Raw genomic sequence first — 14,932 nt, 5'->3', positions numbered from 1 at the left:
GAAGCGCCAATCGCCGCTTGCCAGCCCCCCCGTCGCGCTTAAGGTGGCGAATCGAAACCCAAAGGAGAGAGTATCCGATGTTCAATCACATCATGATCGGCACCAACGACATCGACAAGGCGAAGGCCTTCTACGAGAAGGTGCTCAAGGTCGTGGGCGTCGAAGGGTCGATGGACAACACCACCGACAGCGGCACCAAGCGCGTGTTCTTCATGCACGATGGTGACGTGCTCGCCCTGTCGCAGCCGATCGACGGCGAGCCTGCAACCTGCGCCAACGGGATGACCATCGGCTTCAAGTGCGATTCGCCCGAACAGGTGAAGGAACTGCACGATGTCGCGGTCGCGGCGGGCGGCACCAGTATCGAAGACCCGCCGGGCCTGCGCGAAACCACCATGGGTGCGATCCACCTGTGCTATTTCCGCGACCTCGACGGCCACAAGATCTGCGGCATCCACCGCCCCGCCTGATGCGCGGCGAAGCGGGATTGCTGGCCGATCTGCGCGCGCTGGCAATCCCGTTCGAGACGTATGAGCATGCGGCGGTGTTCACGGTCGAGGAAAGCCGCAGGATCGATGCCGACATGCCCGGTGCGCATACCAAGAACCTGTTCCTCAAGGACTCCCGCGGCACCTTCTGGCTGGTGACCGTCCCGGCCGAGGCGCGCGTCGACCTCAAGGCGCTGCCCGGCGCCATCGGCTGCAGGCGCGTGAGCTTCGGCAAGGCAGAGGACATGGAACGGCTACTCGGCATTGCGCCGGGGTCGGTCACGCCGCTGGCGATGATCGATGCCGAGCCGGGCAGCGTGACGGTGGTGATCGACGCCCGTCTCGCCGCGGCCGAACGCGTGAACGTCCACCCGCTGCGCAACACCGGCACGCTCGGGCTGGCGGGAGCAGCGGTGCTGCGGCTCCTGCGCCATTGGGGCCATCGGCCGGTGGTGGCAGATATCCCGCCGAAAGCGAGCTAGCGCGACAGTTCGAACACCGCGAATTCGGCGCGCCAGTTTGCCGCGCCCGCCAAGGGCCGCTCGCCGGCGAAGAACCATTCGCGCTCGATCCGCGCGCCTTTCTCGCGCGCCAGTTCGCGAAAGTCCTTCACCGTCACGTGGTGGATGTTCTGCGTCTCGTACCAGCTCACCGGGATGCTGCGCGTCACCGGCATGCGCCCGCCGAACATCAGCGCGGCGCGCGTGCGCCAATGCGCGAAATTTGGGAAGCTGACGAAGGCGCGCGTGCCGACGCGGAGGAGCTCGTCGAGCATGCGGTCGGGGCGCGCGGCGGTCTGCAGCGTCTGGCTGAGCACGGCGTAGTCGAAACCCTTGTCGGGATAATCGGCGAGGTCGCGATCGGCATCACCCTGCACCACCGAGAGCCCCTGGCTGACGCAGCGCTCGACGCTGTCCGGATCGATCTCGATCCCGCGCACGTCGCAGCCGGTATCGCGCAGCGCGAGCATCAGCGCACCGTCGCCGCAGCCGATATCGAGCACGCGGCTGTCGGGCAGCACGTGATGCGCAATCACCGCGAGGTCCGGTCGCAAGCTCATCCGAGAAATCCCCCGACAACCCGGTCGAGCGCGGGCACGTCGAGCAGGAAGCTGTCGTGGCCATGCGGGGCCGAGAGCTCGACGAAACTCACTGCCGCGCCGGCGGCGTTGAGCGCATGGACCACGTGGCGGCTCTCGCTCGTGGGATAGAGCCAGTCGCTGTCGAAGCTGACGAGGCAGAAACGCGCGGGTGTTCCGGCAAAAGCATCGGCCAGCCTGCCGCCATGCTCCTCGGCGAGGTCGAAATAGTCCATCGCACGGGTGATATAGAGATAGCTGTTGGCGTCGAAGCGGCGGGTGAAGCCGCTGCCCTGGTAGCGCAGATAGCTCTCGACCTGGAAATCGGCATCGAAGCCGAAGCTCTTCGCCGCCCGGTCCTGCAAATTCCTCCCGAATTTCTCGGTCAGCGCCTCTTCGGAGAGGTAGGTGATATGCGCTGCCATGCGCGCCACGGCGAGCCCGTTGTCGGGCGCCTCGCCGCCGTAATACTCGCCCCCGTTCCAGCGCGGATCGGCCATGATAGCCTGCCGGCCGAGTTCGTGAAAGGCGATGTTCTGTGCCGAGTGGCGGCTGGTCGAGGCGATGACAAGCACGCGCTCAGCCCGCTCGGGCCAGTTCGCCGCGAGGCTGAGTGCCTGCATCCCGCCCATCGACCCGCCGACGACCGCATGCAGCTGCGCGATCCCCAGCGCATCGAGCAGGCCGACATGCGCGCGAACCATGTCGCGGATCGTAATGACCGGGAAGCGCATCGCGTAGGGCTGGCCGTCCTCGGCAAGGCTGGCCGGGCCGCTCGACCCCATGCAGCTGCCGATGACATTGGCGCAGATGACGTGGAAGCGGCCCGTGTCGATCGGCTTGCCCGGCCCCACCATCCGTTCCCACCAGCCGGGCTTCCCGGTGATCGGGTGGGGCGAGGCGACATATTGGTCGCCGGTCAGCGCATGGCATAGCAGGATCGCGTTCGAGCGATCTTCATTGAGCGCCCCATAGGTCTCGTAGGCCACTTCGACGCGCGCCAGCTCGCCGCCACCGTCGAGCGGCAGCGGGGCGGTCAATACGATCTTGTGCGAACTCGTGCTCAAACTACGCCTTGGCCATCAAGAAAGTACGGTGCTTCGACAAGCTCAGCACAAACGGGTTTAGAGCCAACCTCCCTATCCGTTCGCCCCGAGCTTGTCGAAGGGCCGTATTTCTTTCATGCGACGAAGCTGAGATGGCAGCAGACGATACGATGAACCGCCCGACCATGAAGCCCTGGATCGAGGGCATACATGCCTATGTGCCCGGCAAGTCTACCGGCAAGGACGGGCGCTCGCTCGTCAAGCTCTCGGCGAACGAAAATCCCCTCGGCTGCAGCGCTTCCGCTCTCGCTGCGCTGGCCACCGATCATGCGCCCGCCGCCTATCCCGATCCCGACGCAAGCGCGCTGCGCGCCGCGCTCGGCCGGCAGCACGGGATCGACCCGGCGCGGATCGTCTGCGGGACGGGATCGGACGAATTGCTCAATCTTGCCGCGCAGGGCTTCGCCGGGCCGGGCGACGAGGTGCTGTTCAGCCGCTTCAGCTTCGCGGTCTACGATATCGCCGCGCGGCGCTGCGGCGCGACCCCGGTCGAGGCGGCCGACAGCGACTATGCCACTGATGTCGACGCGCTGCTCGCCGCGGTGACCGAGCGGACGCGCGTCGTCTTCCTCGCCAATCCGAACAATCCCACCGGCACCTATCTTCCGCGCGAGGAGGTGGCGCGGCTGCACGCCGGACTGCCGGACGATGTACTGCTGGTGGTCGACCAGGCCTATGCCGAATATCTCGAGGCGGACGAGGACGATGGCGGGCTCGAGCTCGCGGCGCGTCACGAAAACGTGCTGGTCACGCGCACCTTTTCCAAGATCTACGGTCTGGCGGGCGAACGGATCGGCTGGGCGACGGGTGCGCCGCATCTGATCGATGTGCTCAACCGCATTCGCGGGCCGTTCAACGTCACCGCCAGCGGACAGCGCGCGGCGCTGGCGGCGCTGGCTGACCATGTCTTCCTGGCGCGCTCGCGCGAAGCCAACCGGATCGAGCGGGCTCGCTTCGCCGATGCGATCGAAGCGCTCGGCAACCACGGCCTGCGTGCCGTTCCGAGCAAGGCGAATTTCGTGCTCGTGCTGTTCGAGGGCGCTGTCAGCGCCGAGACCGCGCTAGCCGCGATCGGCGAGGCGGGATATGCCGTGCGCCACCTGCCCGGGCAGGGCCTGCCGCACGGCCTGCGCATCACCATCGGAACCGCCAAGCAGATGGACGAAATCACCGCCGTGCTGCGCGCGCTCTGCGGGGTAACAGGATGAGCATCGCGCGCGTCGCGATCGTCGGCCTCGGCCTGATCGGCGGATCGATCGGGCTGGCGGTGCGCGACATGCTTCCCGATGTCGCGACCACCGGCTGGGATGCCGACGCCGACGTGCGCAGCCGCGCTGCCGAGCGAGACCTCGCCGGCGAGGTCTGCGACACGATTGCCGATGCCGTGCGCGAGGCCGACCTCGTTATCCTCTGCGTCCCCGTCGGCGCGATGGGATATGCTGCCGAGGCGATCGCCCCGCATCTGCAGCCCGGCACGATCGTCAGCGACGTCGGCTCGTCCAAGCGCAGCGTCGGCGAGGCTTTGCGCGCCGCGCTGCCCGAGGCGGTGGTGATCCCCGCGCACCCCGTGGCGGGGACCGAGAACAGCGGGCCGGACGCGGGCTTTGCCGAGCTCTTCCGCCACCGCTGGTGCATAATCACCCCGGGTGCGGATGCGCCGCAGGAGGCTGTCGATGCGCTAGCGGCTTTCTGGGAAGGGCTCGGCGCCAAGGTCGAGATAATGGATGCCGATCACCACGATGTCGTGCTCGCGGTGACCAGCCATATCCCGCATCTCATCGCCTATACGATCGTCGGCACCGCATCGGATCTGGAAGACGTGACCCGCGGCGAGGTGATCAAATATTCGGCCGGCGGTTTCCGCGATTTCACCCGTATCGCGGCGAGCAATCCGACCATGTGGCGCGACGTCTTCCTGGCCAATCGCGACGCCGTGCTCGAAGTGCTCGGCCGCTTCACCGAAGACCTCAGCCTCCTCCAGCGCGCGATCCGCAATGGCGACGGCGACACGCTGTTCGACCTGTTCGAGCGGACCCGTACCATCCGCCGCTCGATCATCGAGCAAGGCCAGGACGACGCGCGCCCCGACTTCGGGCGCAAGGACCACTGAAGGGCAAGCGGGACGAAGTGCCGCCGGCGCGCGCTCACAACACCGAAAAATCGAGCACGGTAAAGCGCGCGGGACCCGTGGCGTAGACGCCGTGCCCGCGGCCGCCCGCGCTGCCGAGCGTGAAGCCGATCCGCGAGGCTTCGACCAGCGTGTCTTCGAAAGCGCGCGGGCTGCGTGCCTGATCGGAACCCATCACGCTGATCCAGTTCTCGTCGAACAGTATAGCCAGCTCGTGCTCGCCCGGTTCGAGCGCGATCACGCGTTCCTCGGGCGAATACCACCGATGAAATCGCGTGCGACCACGCGCCGTCCAATCATCGCCGGCGCGCTGAATGAATAGCGACAGGGTGGCGGTCCGGTCGGGAAACTCCTGCGGCACGAAGCGCGTCGCCGGGCTGGCATCGATACGATAGCGCAGGCGAAGGCCGCGCGCCTGGTCGAGCCGCCCGGTGCGGCGTGTGAGATAATGGACATGGCCGTCGCTGCGGCGCGGTCCGGGGAAGTCGAAGAACCAGCCCTCGGCCGAAGGTTCGGGAAAGCGCGGCATGCCAACGGAGAAGTTGCGGCCGTTGATGACGGGGCCGATTTCCCACATCGGCACGGGCCTGCCGCCGGCGCGCAACGGGGCTGCGGCGACACAGGCGAAAGCCGTGCTCGAGGCGAGGAAATGGCGACGGTTCATGGCGCCTTGTTACTTTATGTCGGCTAGCTGCAGGCTGAATATCCCGGTCAGGTGCCACACAGGCGGCTTGCGGCCTGGCGCGACTTCGCCACTGCGAGCCGCTCAGTCGTTCAGCGCGTTGATCGCGGTCAGCACCCGCTCCTCCACCTCGGGGCGCGGCAGGCCCGGCGGGATCGGTTCGCCGAAGCGGTAGGTGATCCGTCCCGGCTTCTTGAGCCGCCGGTGGTAGACCGGGCCGCTATCTACCGCGACCGGCACCACCGGCAGGCCGAGCATCTTGTATAGCCCGGCAAAGCCCGATTGCAGCTCGCGCTTCTCGCCATGCGGGACGCGGGTGCCTTCGGGGAAAATCACCAGCGGGCGTCCGTCGGCTACCAGCGCCTTGGCCGACCGGATCATTTTCATCAGCGCCCTGGCGCCTGCATCGCGTTCGACCGGGACCAGCCCGAATGCGGCCGCCGCGCGGCCCCACAGCGGGATGTTGAACAGTTCCTGCTTGGCAAAGACGCTGGGCGTATCGAACAGCGCCGGCGCATCGATCGCCTCGAAGAAGCTTTCATGCTTGATCGCGTAGAGCACCGGCTCGGCCAGCGGCATGCCCTCGTGCACGATTTCGCAGCCGAGCAGGCGGGTCAGGCACCAGCGTTGCCATTGCGCCCAGTTGCGGACCCGCGCGCGAAATGCCGTGACGCTGAAGGGCAATGCGATCAGCGAGGCCGTGGTGATCAGCAGGCTTCCGAGATAGAAGGCGAGATAGAAGGCGAGGTTTCGCAGCAGACGCATCGGCCCCCTCACCGCGGCAGTCCCTGCGAAACCGCCGCCGCCAGCAGCTTGTTATATTCGAGATAGAGCGTGGCGAGGTCGGGGTGCGAGGGAACCGCGTCCTTGATCACCTCGACATCGGAAGGCAGCGTCTCGCTGAACTCGGATGCCGCGCGCGCCATGTGCCAGTCCGTCGTCACCAATCGCACGGTAGTAAAGTCGTTTTCCTTGAGCCATTGCGCCGCCTCGCCCGCATTGCTGCGGGTGTCGACCGCGAGGTAGCCGAGCTTGACGCAGCATTCCATCGTCCGCCGCGAGACGTCGAATTCGGCGGCGAATTCGGCCGGTTTGACCTCGGGATCGACTCCCGAAACGAACATTTCCCTGGCCAGCCCTTGCCCGACCACCTCGAGCCCGCGCGAAATCCGTCCGGGTCCGCCGGTCAGCACCACCACCGCATCGGTCTTCTCGTCGGCGGCGGGCTTGGGCAGGGCAACCGCAAAGCCGAGGAAGCCCAGCGCATAGATCAGCACGACGGCGGCGAAGAAGCGGAGGATCACAGCATTTTCCTGAGCGACGCGAGGACGGTGAACCGCGCCGTGAAGACCGCTAGAACAACCGCCCCCGCCGGGACAAGGGCCAAGACCAGCCAGTCGCTACTTTCGAGCCCGCCGCCCGAAACCAGGCCCGAATCCAGCGCCGAGAACTGCGCTCCCATCAACCACACCGCGGCCATTCCGAGGACCAGGCCGAGCACGCCGCCGAGCAGCGCATCGAAGAGGATCGAGCGCTGGAAGATCCGCGCGATCTGGTGGTCGCTGCCGCCGAGCAGGTGGACGATTTCGATCGTGTCACGATTGCTGCCCAGCGCATTGCGCGCCGCGAGCCACACCGCCGCCGCGCCGGTGAAGGCGAGCAGCGCGATCAGCCCCAGCGCCATCCAACCCAGTGCCGACAATGCGGCGAGGACCGGAGCGAGCCATTTGCCCTGCGCATCGATGCGCGCGTCGGGTGCACGCTCGGCGAGGAGGCCGCGCAATCGATCGAGCGTCGCCTGGTCGGCACCGCCGCGCAGACGCAGGTCGATCAGCGCCGGGATCGGCACCGCATCTTCGGGATTGCCGGACCCGAGCCAGGGTTCGAGCAGCCTCTCGACCGTATCCTGCGGTACCAGCGCGAGCCCGGCGACGTCCGGGTCCTGGACCAGAATCTCCGCCACCGCCTCGGCCTGCCGAGCGCGGTTTTCCGGATCGACGGCGAGGATCTGCACGGTCGCGCTGCCGGCGAGCTCGCCACGCGCCCGATCGGCCAGGTTATCCAGCGCCAGCCCGCCTCCCGCCGCCAGCACGGTCAGCGCGACCATGATCGCGATCACCCAGGGCATGGGTCCGCCGAGGCGGGTCTGCGGCAGCAGGTGCGCCGCGCGCTTGCCGCGCAGCGGAGCGGGACCGCGGGCCGCCCGGCGGCTCAGCACCGGTGGCTTCTTCATTCGCCCGCCCCCACCCGGCGCGGCGGATAGCGCAGCGCGCCGGTGGGATCGGAGAGCACCCCCTTGTCGAGCCGCATGATCAGCGAATCGGGCACCTTGCGCAGCAGGTGGACATCGTGCGTCGCCACCACCACCGTGGTTCCCAGCCGGTTGAGCGCCTCGAACAGGCGAATGAGCTTGAGCGCCATTTCCGGGTCGACGTTGCCGGTCGGTTCGTCGGCCACCAGCATGTCGGGCCGCCCGATGACCGCGCGAGCGATGGCGACGCGCTGCTGCTCGCCGCCCGACAGCGTCGCCGGACGGGCATCGGCGCGGTGTGCGAGTCCGACCCATTCGAGCATGTCGGCGACCGGGCCGAGCAGGTCGGCCTCGCGCACACCCGACACGCGCAGGGGCAGGGCGACATTGTCGAAGGCCGAGAGGTGGTCGACCAGCCGGAAGTCCTGGAACACGACTCCCATACGCCGGCGATAGGCCGGCAGCCGCTCGCGCGGTTGCGTGATCACATCGGTGCCGAACATGCGGATCGCCCCGCGCGAGGGGCGCTGGGCAAGATAGAGCAGCTTGAGCAGCGAGGTCTTGCCCGCGCCGCTGGCGCCGGTGAGGAAATAGAACCGCCCGGGAAACAGTGTAAAAGAGATGTTCGACAGCACCTCGCGCTCGGTGCCGTAACGCAGGCCGACATTGTCGAAGCGGACGATCTCCTCTTCGGACACGCTCATCGCCCGGCCCGGTGGATCAAGAGGAAAGAGGCGCCCGTCATCGTCGCGAACAGCCTATAACCGCGCTTGCATGTGGAAAAAAGCCGCTCTCGGGGTTTGCGAACAGGGCTGTCGCTTGTCGTGATTCGCGGCGCAGCCTAAGGCCTTGGGTCACCATGATCATTGCCTGCCCCGCCTGTTCCACGCGTTATGTCGTGCCCGACAGCGCCATCGGAATCGAAGGGCGCACCGTGCGCTGCGCGAAATGCAAGCACAGCTGGTTTCAGGATGGGCCCGATGCCGAACGGCTCGCCGCGCTCGAAGAGGTGCCGGTCACTCCCGCTCCGCCGCCGCCCCCGCCGGTACCGCCTCCGGCACCGGAGCAGCCTGCGCCGCACGCCAAGCCCGGCTTCACCTACGACGATACCGCTCCTGCAGATGCGCGGCGCGACGGGCCCGATTTCGATGAGGCCGCGCCTCCCTATGGCGAGGTCCAGGACGATCTCCCGCCCCCGCCCGAGCCGCAGGAAGACGTTGGGCCATCGCGCTTCGACCACGCGCCACCCTTCCGCCCGCGACGCAACCTCACCCGGCTGTGGACCTGGGCGGCAACGGTCTTCGCGGTGGTCGCGCTCGCGACAGTGGCGGCGGTCAATTTTGTCGGCCTGCCGGACTGGGTCCCGGTCTCGCGCCCGCTGTTCGGCGCGGCCCAGCCCGACCTCGAGCTGAGCTTTCCGGTCGAACAGCAGGAACGGCGCACGCTGCCCAACGGTACGGAGTTTTTCGGGGCGCGGATCATCGTCAAGAACACCGCGCGCGAATCGCGCGCCATACCGCCGATCCTGATCGTGCTACGCGACCAGCGCGAGCGGCAGGTCTACAGCTGGGTGGTCCAGCCGCCGCAGTCGAGCCTCGCTCCGGGCGAGGAACTGACCATCAACGAGGCGGTCACCGACGTCCCCAAATCGGCGGTATTCGCCGATATCGGCTGGGCCCCGCGCTAGCTTTCCCATTCGCGCAATAAAGATGCTTGCGGGGGCGCAGCCTCGCTGCTAGTGGCGCGCTCCTACCGACGGGAGCCGCCCTTCGCGGATTCGCTCCCGGTGCAGACTGTGTGCGGTCGTGGCGGAACTGGTAGACGCGCAACGTTGAGGTCGTTGTGGCCGCAAGGCCGTGGAAGTTCGAGTCTTCTCGACCGCACCAATCTTCTGAAATGTGGCATCTCCAGCACGGCGGATGAGACGGCCCGAGATATGGCCGGTTCCTCGGTACTGCCCGCGCAGCACGCCCTGTCGGCCGGACATGCACGGCCAGCTCCACCTGCCTGCCCCGCGACCCTCTGGATGAATGCGCATCTACGCGCCCGTCCGGCATTAACCATAAACTGAGGTCTGCTTGCTAGGATCCTTCCCACATCGTACGATTCAAGCTGGGGGAGGTCGTGGGCAACAGGGCACGATCAAAATCGAGAATGTTCGAGCAGCCGGTCTCTCGCGCGGAGCTGGACTGCGTGCCTTGGCGTGCCATGTCCGCAGAAACCGCGGCGTGGGAGGAGCTGGCTCGCTGCGCGACAGAACCCAATCCGTTCTACGAGGGCTGGTACCTGCTGCCCTCACTTGCCAGCTTCGACCGGGACAACACCGTTACCATCCTCCGGCTCAAGCGGAACGGGAAGTTGCACGCGCTTATGCCGATCGTCCGGCAGTCGAAGTACGAGCGCTGGCCGCTTGTCCATGTACGCAACTGGCTCCATTCGAATATCTTCTTCGGCACGCCCTTGATCGCCAAGGGCATGGAAACCCAGTTCTGGCGCGCCATGCTCGAGTGGGCTGACCGGCAGACAAGGATGTCGCTGTTCCTGCATCTGCAGGAGTTCGCACTTTCGGGGCCGGTCTTTGAAGGCCTGACAGCGGTCCTCGCCAGCGAGGAGCGCAACTGGGGTGTCGTGGAAGACAAGGAGCGCGCGCTGCTGGCATCCGATTTGCCTGCGACCGATTATCTGGCGCGATCGGTCTCGGCCCGGACCCGCAAGGATCTCAACCGGCGCGCGCGCCGGCTGTCCGAGATCGGGCCATATTCATTCGAATGGAAAACCGGCATCGCCGGCATCGAGCGATGGACCGACGAGTTCCTCGCGCTCGAGGCCTCGGGCTGGAAGGGTCAGGCGTCTTCGGCGCTGGCATGCGACAGCTCGACCAACCAGATGTTTCGCAAGAGTCTCATCGGTGCAGCCGAAAGTGAGCGGCTGGTGCGCCTGTCGCTCAGGGTAGATGGCAAGCCGATCGCCATGCTTTCCACCTTTCTGACGCCGCCCGGCGCATTCGGTTTCAAGACCGCCTTCGATGAAAACTATGCGCGTTTTTCTCCGGGTCTGTTGCTGGAACGCGAATTCCTCAACGCCTTGAAACGTTTCGATATCGATTGGTGCGACAGCTGCGCCGCCCCGAACCACAGTGTCATGAACCGCATGTGGCAGGAACGCCGACGGCTTGGTCGGATCTCGATCTCTATCGGCGGCCCGCTGCGCCGCACAACATTTGGCCAGGTCCTGCGACGCGAAATGGCCAACGCCCCTTCAGGAGTCTAGCGATGGCGATATTTCCGCAATCCACCCATGAAAAGTTCGCCGAGAACTATCCCGAGGTCCCGCATATTTTGCAGCATGGCCTCGACCATCATCCCCTGCTCGAACTCGATGCGCTCGCCGACCTTGCCAGACGCCTTCCGCTTGGGTCGATCGAATGCAACAGCGGGGACCAACCGATCGGGGTGGACCAGGTACCCGAGCAATTGCGCGAACAGGCCGCCGATACCATTCTCGACATCGCGGAAGCAGGGCGCTGGGTCTGCCTCCGCAATGTCGAGCAGCAACCCGAATATGCGGAGCTGCTGGAGCAGTTGCTCGCCGAATTGCGCCCGGAGATCGAGGCCAAGACGGGGCCGATGATCAACCTGCAGAGCTTTTTATTCGCGACCTCCCCCGGCGGTGTGACACCCTATCATTTCGACCCCGAGCACAATATCCTTTTGCAGCTGCGCGGGTCGAAGGTGATGACCGTGTTTCCGGCAGGAAATCCGGTTTGCGCACCCGATGAAATCCACGAGACATTTCACGCCGGCGGAAGGCCCGAACTGCCGTGGAAAGACGAAATGGCGCAGCACGGCACCGATTTCGAGATCGGTGCCGGCGAGGCGGTCTATGTCCCCGTCATGGCACCCCACTACGTCACTAACGGGCCGGAAATATCGATCTCGGCATCGATTACCTGGCGTTCCGAATGGAGTTACATCGAATCCGATGCCCGCTGTTTCAATGGCATGGTGCGGCGGCTGGGCATCAAGCCCAAGGCACCCGAGCGTTGGCCGGGACGAAACCTTGCAAAAGCCTATGGCTGGAGAATGGTTCGCAAGCTACGCGAGTTTGCCAGCTGAGCGGAACGCTGCGACAGCAGGCCGCGCGCCAGTCTGCACCAGTGATTCTACAAACCATCGAGTATTCCGGGCCATAAAGTGACGGTCGACTATCCTCCTTCCGGATCCCTGCCACCCGAAGGGCAACCTCCGCCGGTCAGGGGCGTATACCGCAGCGCCGCGACCGCCATCGCCCTTGCCTGGTCCCTCCGCCTGATCGGGCTGATGTCGGTGCTCGTGCTGGCACGCGTGCTCACGCCGAAAGACTTCGGGATCGTAGCGTTGGCCACTTCGGTGCTCGCGCTGGTCGACATCTTCTCCGCGCTCGGGCTGCGGCAGGCGCTGCTGAGGATCGCCGTGCCGGAACGCGCCCATTACGATACCGCCTGGACGATCCAGCTACTGGTCCTCGCCGTGCTGGCCGGTGTTCTCGTCGTCATAGCCCCCGTGGCGGCCTGGTTTTACGAGGAGCCCGCGCTCGGCCTTCTGATCGCTGTGCTGGCGAGCTGCTTCGTCATCGACGGGCTCGCCAACATCGGGGTCGTCGATTTCGAACGGCATTTCGATTTTGGGCGGGACCTGAGGATGCGGCTCAGCGTGCGGCTGACGGCATTCGTCGTCACGCTGGCGGCCGCGCTGATTCTTCGGAACTACTGGGCACTGGTCATCGGCACGGTGCTGCAGTCGGTGCTTAACGCGGTAGCATCTTATGTCTTCCACCCCTTCCGACCCCGCTTTTCGCTAGCCAAGCGCAGGGAATTGCTCGGCGTCTCCCTGTGGATGTTCCTTGCCTCGGCAGGCCAGACGGTGCACAACCAGATCGAAAAGATCGTGGTGGGCCGCATCTCAAGCCGCAACACCGTGGGCTTCTATTCGGTTTCGAGGGATCTCTCGTCGATATTCACCGATGAGATCGGAACCGCGCTCAACCGCGTATCGTTCGTGACGACTGCGCGGACGGGGCGGCCACTCAGCGCTGATCCGGAACGGTTGCCGGCGATGCTGGGCGCCTACGGCCTCATTGCCGCCCCGCTCGGCTTCGGACTGGCCGCAACGGCGAACGAGGTCCTGCCGCTACTGCTAGGCTCGCAATGGACGGCCGCGGCACCGCTGCTTGCGATCATCGCCCCGACCTGCGCGCTCTACGCCGTCTACAAGCTGATCATCATTACGCTCCAAGCTGCCGGAGACGCCCGCGCTTCTGCATTTCTCTCGTTGGCCGGCGCAGCGGCAATGGTCACGGTCGCGGCGACGCTTGGCGTGAACGGCTATGGCGCTGGCAACGTGGCCGTGGGTGCCCTCATCACCACCGCCGCGCTTCTTACGAGCGGGCTGCTATTGCTTTCGCATAAGGCTGAAACCCGCCTTGCAGGCTTGCTCGCCGCAGTCGCGAGACCATTCGCCGCTGCTGCGCTCATGATGGTGGCGGTGCAAGCCATCGATTCGGGTTCCTTGGGACCGCTGGCATCCATGGCGATCAAGGCACCGGCGGGCGCAGCAATTTTCGGAATCGCTGCCATCGCACTGTGGCTCGTCAGTGGAAGTCCCGATGGCGCCGAGAAGATCATGGTTGCGACCTTACTCGAGCGATCGAGGAAGATCTTTCTCGACCATTTCGCCCGTTAACAACGGGTAGGCCAGCGGCCAGCCCTACCCACTGTCGCGGAGCAAGCGCGGCCCGCAGCCCGAACTTGGGACCCGATTCCGTCAGATGCTGTCAATCGGGCTGAGCGGCCACCATGGCCCCTCGGGCCTTTCGGCCTTGTGGCGTCCGAGATCGCGCAGCCGGGCCATAAATGCGGGCTTGAACATCTCGTCCTTCTTGAAATTCTCGCCCACATCGCTGGGAAAAGTGTCGTAGCGGTCGGCGCTGGTCAGCAGTATCCGGCCATAGGGGTTGTTGAGCCGCAGGCCCGCAATCGCGCCGATTTCGCTTTCGTTGACGAGCAGGTCGTATCCGCGCTGGCCATTCTTGAGCGGGCCCGAACTGGCGTTGAGACGGCTATCCTTCTTGCGTGCGGTTGGCCCATTGCGCACGACATAGACGGTCGGCGCCATACCCTCGTATTCCTGCGCGAAGCTCGCCTGCTCCATGCTTGCCAGCGCCGTTTCGCCGCTGTGCGCACTGGTCATCATTGCGCGCACCTCCTGGTCGACGGCGGCCATCGCACGGTCGAAGAAGACCGAGCGGCGCACCCCGCCATCGTAGAGCGACAGGGCCTTGCCGTCGCTGCCCGCAACCCGCAGCTGCTGGTGGAACACCGGCATGGCGGACGAGGCCATGGTGGCTGCCGCCAGCGCCTCTGCCGCAGCGGCGGCGCTGGGGGCGCTGTTCACCAGCTCCTTGACCTCGGCATAGCGGAACACGCCGCGCTCGGCTTCGACGAAGCCGACGAAGCCGTCGATACTCGACTGCCCGATCGCCTCGATCAGGCTTTCGTCGCCTCCGGGCATCAGCGCCTCGATCACCCGTCGGCGCAGCGGCGCAGTGCCCGCGGCCGAACCGAACAGCGGCACGCTGATCAGCCCGGTGTTGTTGACCACGTCGCGCTCTCGCCGGGGCGAATACCCCCACACCAGCCGGTCGAGCGCAAAACGGCGCATGGCGGGCGCCTGCTTGGGATCGAGCGCGACCATCAGCATCAGCGCCTGGAGCGAACCGGTCGAAATGCCGGTGATGACGCCGAGACCGGGCAATGCGAGTTCGTCGGGGCTGTTGCGGCTCAGCGTATCGAACAGTCCGGCGCCATAGGCACCCCACTGCCCCCCGCCCGAGAGCAACAGGACGTTGCAATCGGGCCGGTCAGCCTGGTTGTGATGCTGGACCGCATCGCGGATCGAGCACGACATGCGATCGTCCAGCCGACAGATTTCGCCATCGGGCACGTCGGCCTGCACGTCGCGGATGAATGGCCCCACATCGCCGTCGACGACATGGGTGTAGAACCCGTCGACCCGGAAGGCGAGCGGCCCGCGCCGAAATACCGTGAAGGCAAAGAATACCAATGCCGCCACGCCCAGAATCCCGGCTGCGACGCCCCACAGGAAATTGTCCATCGACTCGTCCTCCCCCGGTCGAACAGGGCGGGACCTTGCGCGCAAAAG

The 14,932-nt window shown here is 66.0% G+C and carries 16 protein-coding genes and 1 tRNA gene; 9 read left to right on the top strand and 8 right to left on the bottom strand.

Annotation, left to right across the window (positions count from 1 at the left end):
- The first annotated feature begins 77 nt into the window (after positions 1-77).
- Together ACEQZ0_RS12070 and ACEQZ0_RS12065 are read left to right on the top strand one after the other, a co-directional pair.
- Complete coding sequence (locus ACEQZ0_RS12070; protein WP_370191054.1) at positions 78-470, top strand: VOC family protein; 393 nt, start codon at positions 78-80, stop codon at positions 468-470.
- Entirely contained in the window at positions 470-970 is a 501-nt protein-coding gene (locus ACEQZ0_RS12065) for a prolyl-tRNA synthetase associated domain-containing protein (protein ID WP_370191053.1), read from the top strand. Before ACEQZ0_RS12070 ends, ACEQZ0_RS12065 begins: the two co-directional genes overlap by 1 nt.
- On the opposite strand, the gene metW is transcribed toward ACEQZ0_RS12065, so the two are convergent.
- Positions 967-1,548 carry a methionine biosynthesis protein MetW gene (gene metW, locus ACEQZ0_RS12060; RefSeq protein ID WP_370191052.1) on the bottom strand — a complete coding sequence of 194 codons (582 nt, stop codon included), beginning with the start codon at positions 1,546-1,548 and terminating at the stop codon, positions 967-969. The two genes, ACEQZ0_RS12065 and metW, sit on opposite strands and share 4 nt — an antisense overlap.
- A complete protein-coding gene (locus tag ACEQZ0_RS12055) occupies positions 1,545-2,633 on the bottom strand; it encodes a homoserine O-acetyltransferase (RefSeq protein WP_370191051.1) in 1,089 nt (362 codons plus the stop codon). The genes metW and ACEQZ0_RS12055 overlap by 4 nt, the downstream gene beginning before the upstream one ends.
- A gap of 131 nt (positions 2,634-2,764) precedes the next feature.
- On the opposite strand from ACEQZ0_RS12055, the gene hisC reads away from it, so the two are divergent.
- Complete coding sequence (hisC, locus tag ACEQZ0_RS12050; protein WP_370191050.1) at positions 2,765-3,880, top strand: histidinol-phosphate transaminase; 1,116 nt, start codon at positions 2,765-2,767, stop codon at positions 3,878-3,880.
- Complete coding sequence (locus ACEQZ0_RS12045) at positions 3,877-4,782, top strand: prephenate/arogenate dehydrogenase family protein (RefSeq protein ID WP_370191049.1); 906 nt, start codon at positions 3,877-3,879, stop codon at positions 4,780-4,782. The genes hisC and ACEQZ0_RS12045 overlap by 4 nt, the downstream gene beginning before the upstream one ends.
- Positions 4,783-4,816: 34 nt before the next feature.
- Here the strand turns inward: ACEQZ0_RS12045 and ACEQZ0_RS12040 are convergent, their stop codons facing one another.
- From ACEQZ0_RS12040 to ftsE, 5 genes are all read right to left on the bottom strand, one after another.
- Complete coding sequence (locus ACEQZ0_RS12040) at positions 4,817-5,464, bottom strand: hypothetical protein (RefSeq protein ID WP_370191048.1); 648 nt, start codon at positions 5,462-5,464, stop codon at positions 4,817-4,819.
- A gap of 102 nt (positions 5,465-5,566) precedes the next feature.
- Positions 5,567-6,247, bottom strand: a complete 681-nt coding sequence (locus tag ACEQZ0_RS12035) for a lysophospholipid acyltransferase family protein (protein ID WP_370191047.1) — start codon at positions 6,245-6,247, stop codon at positions 5,567-5,569.
- An 8-nt stretch (positions 6,248-6,255) separates the two neighbouring features.
- Complete coding sequence (locus ACEQZ0_RS12030) at positions 6,256-6,786, bottom strand: YdcF family protein (RefSeq protein WP_370191046.1); 531 nt, start codon at positions 6,784-6,786, stop codon at positions 6,256-6,258.
- Positions 6,783-7,715 carry a cell division protein FtsX gene (locus tag ACEQZ0_RS12025; RefSeq protein ID WP_370191045.1) on the bottom strand — a complete coding sequence of 311 codons (933 nt, stop codon included), beginning with the start codon at positions 7,713-7,715 and terminating at the stop codon, positions 6,783-6,785. Before ACEQZ0_RS12025 ends, ACEQZ0_RS12030 begins: the two co-directional genes overlap by 4 nt.
- A complete protein-coding gene (gene ftsE / locus ACEQZ0_RS12020) occupies positions 7,712-8,437 on the bottom strand; it encodes a cell division ATP-binding protein FtsE (RefSeq protein WP_370191044.1) in 726 nt (241 codons plus the stop codon). The genes ACEQZ0_RS12025 and ftsE overlap by 4 nt, the downstream gene beginning before the upstream one ends.
- A gap of 155 nt (positions 8,438-8,592) precedes the next feature.
- Here ftsE and ACEQZ0_RS12015 point away from each other — a divergent pair, with 155 nt between their 5' ends.
- The 5 genes from ACEQZ0_RS12015 to ACEQZ0_RS11995 all read left to right on the top strand — a co-directional run bounded on the left by ACEQZ0_RS12015 (position 8,593) and on the right by ACEQZ0_RS11995 (position 13,453).
- The gene (locus tag ACEQZ0_RS12015; RefSeq protein WP_370191042.1) at positions 8,593-9,420 is read left to right on the top strand and encodes a zinc-ribbon domain-containing protein; all 828 of its coding nucleotides are present in this window, start codon (positions 8,593-8,595) and stop codon (positions 9,418-9,420) included.
- A 112-nt stretch (positions 9,421-9,532) separates the two neighbouring features.
- Positions 9,533-9,619, top strand: a tRNA-Leu gene (locus tag ACEQZ0_RS12010).
- A gap of 268 nt (positions 9,620-9,887) precedes the next feature.
- Positions 9,888-11,003: a GNAT family N-acetyltransferase gene (locus ACEQZ0_RS12005; protein WP_370191041.1), complete on the top strand. Its 1,116-nt coding sequence runs from the start codon at positions 9,888-9,890 to the stop codon at positions 11,001-11,003.
- A gap of 2 nt (positions 11,004-11,005) precedes the next feature.
- Positions 11,006-11,848, top strand: coding sequence for a cupin-like domain-containing protein (locus ACEQZ0_RS12000; protein ID WP_370191040.1), 843 nt, complete (start codon positions 11,006-11,008; stop codon positions 11,846-11,848).
- A gap of 78 nt (positions 11,849-11,926) precedes the next feature.
- Entirely contained in the window at positions 11,927-13,453 is a 1,527-nt protein-coding gene (locus ACEQZ0_RS11995) for an oligosaccharide flippase family protein (protein ID WP_370191039.1), read from the top strand.
- Between the two features lie 81 nt (positions 13,454-13,534).
- Here ACEQZ0_RS11995 and ACEQZ0_RS11990 read toward each other — a convergent pair whose 3' ends face one another.
- Positions 13,535-14,884, bottom strand: coding sequence for a patatin-like phospholipase family protein (locus ACEQZ0_RS11990; protein WP_370191038.1), 1,350 nt, complete (start codon positions 14,882-14,884; stop codon positions 13,535-13,537).
- Positions 14,885-14,932 lie beyond the last annotated feature (48 nt).

The organism is Qipengyuania sp., assembly GCF_964227205.1.
Classification (GTDB): domain Bacteria; phylum Pseudomonadota; class Alphaproteobacteria; order Sphingomonadales; family Sphingomonadaceae; genus Qipengyuania.
Note: the sequence above shows the minus strand (reverse complement) of the source record. Positions and strands in the feature narration are given on the sequence as shown.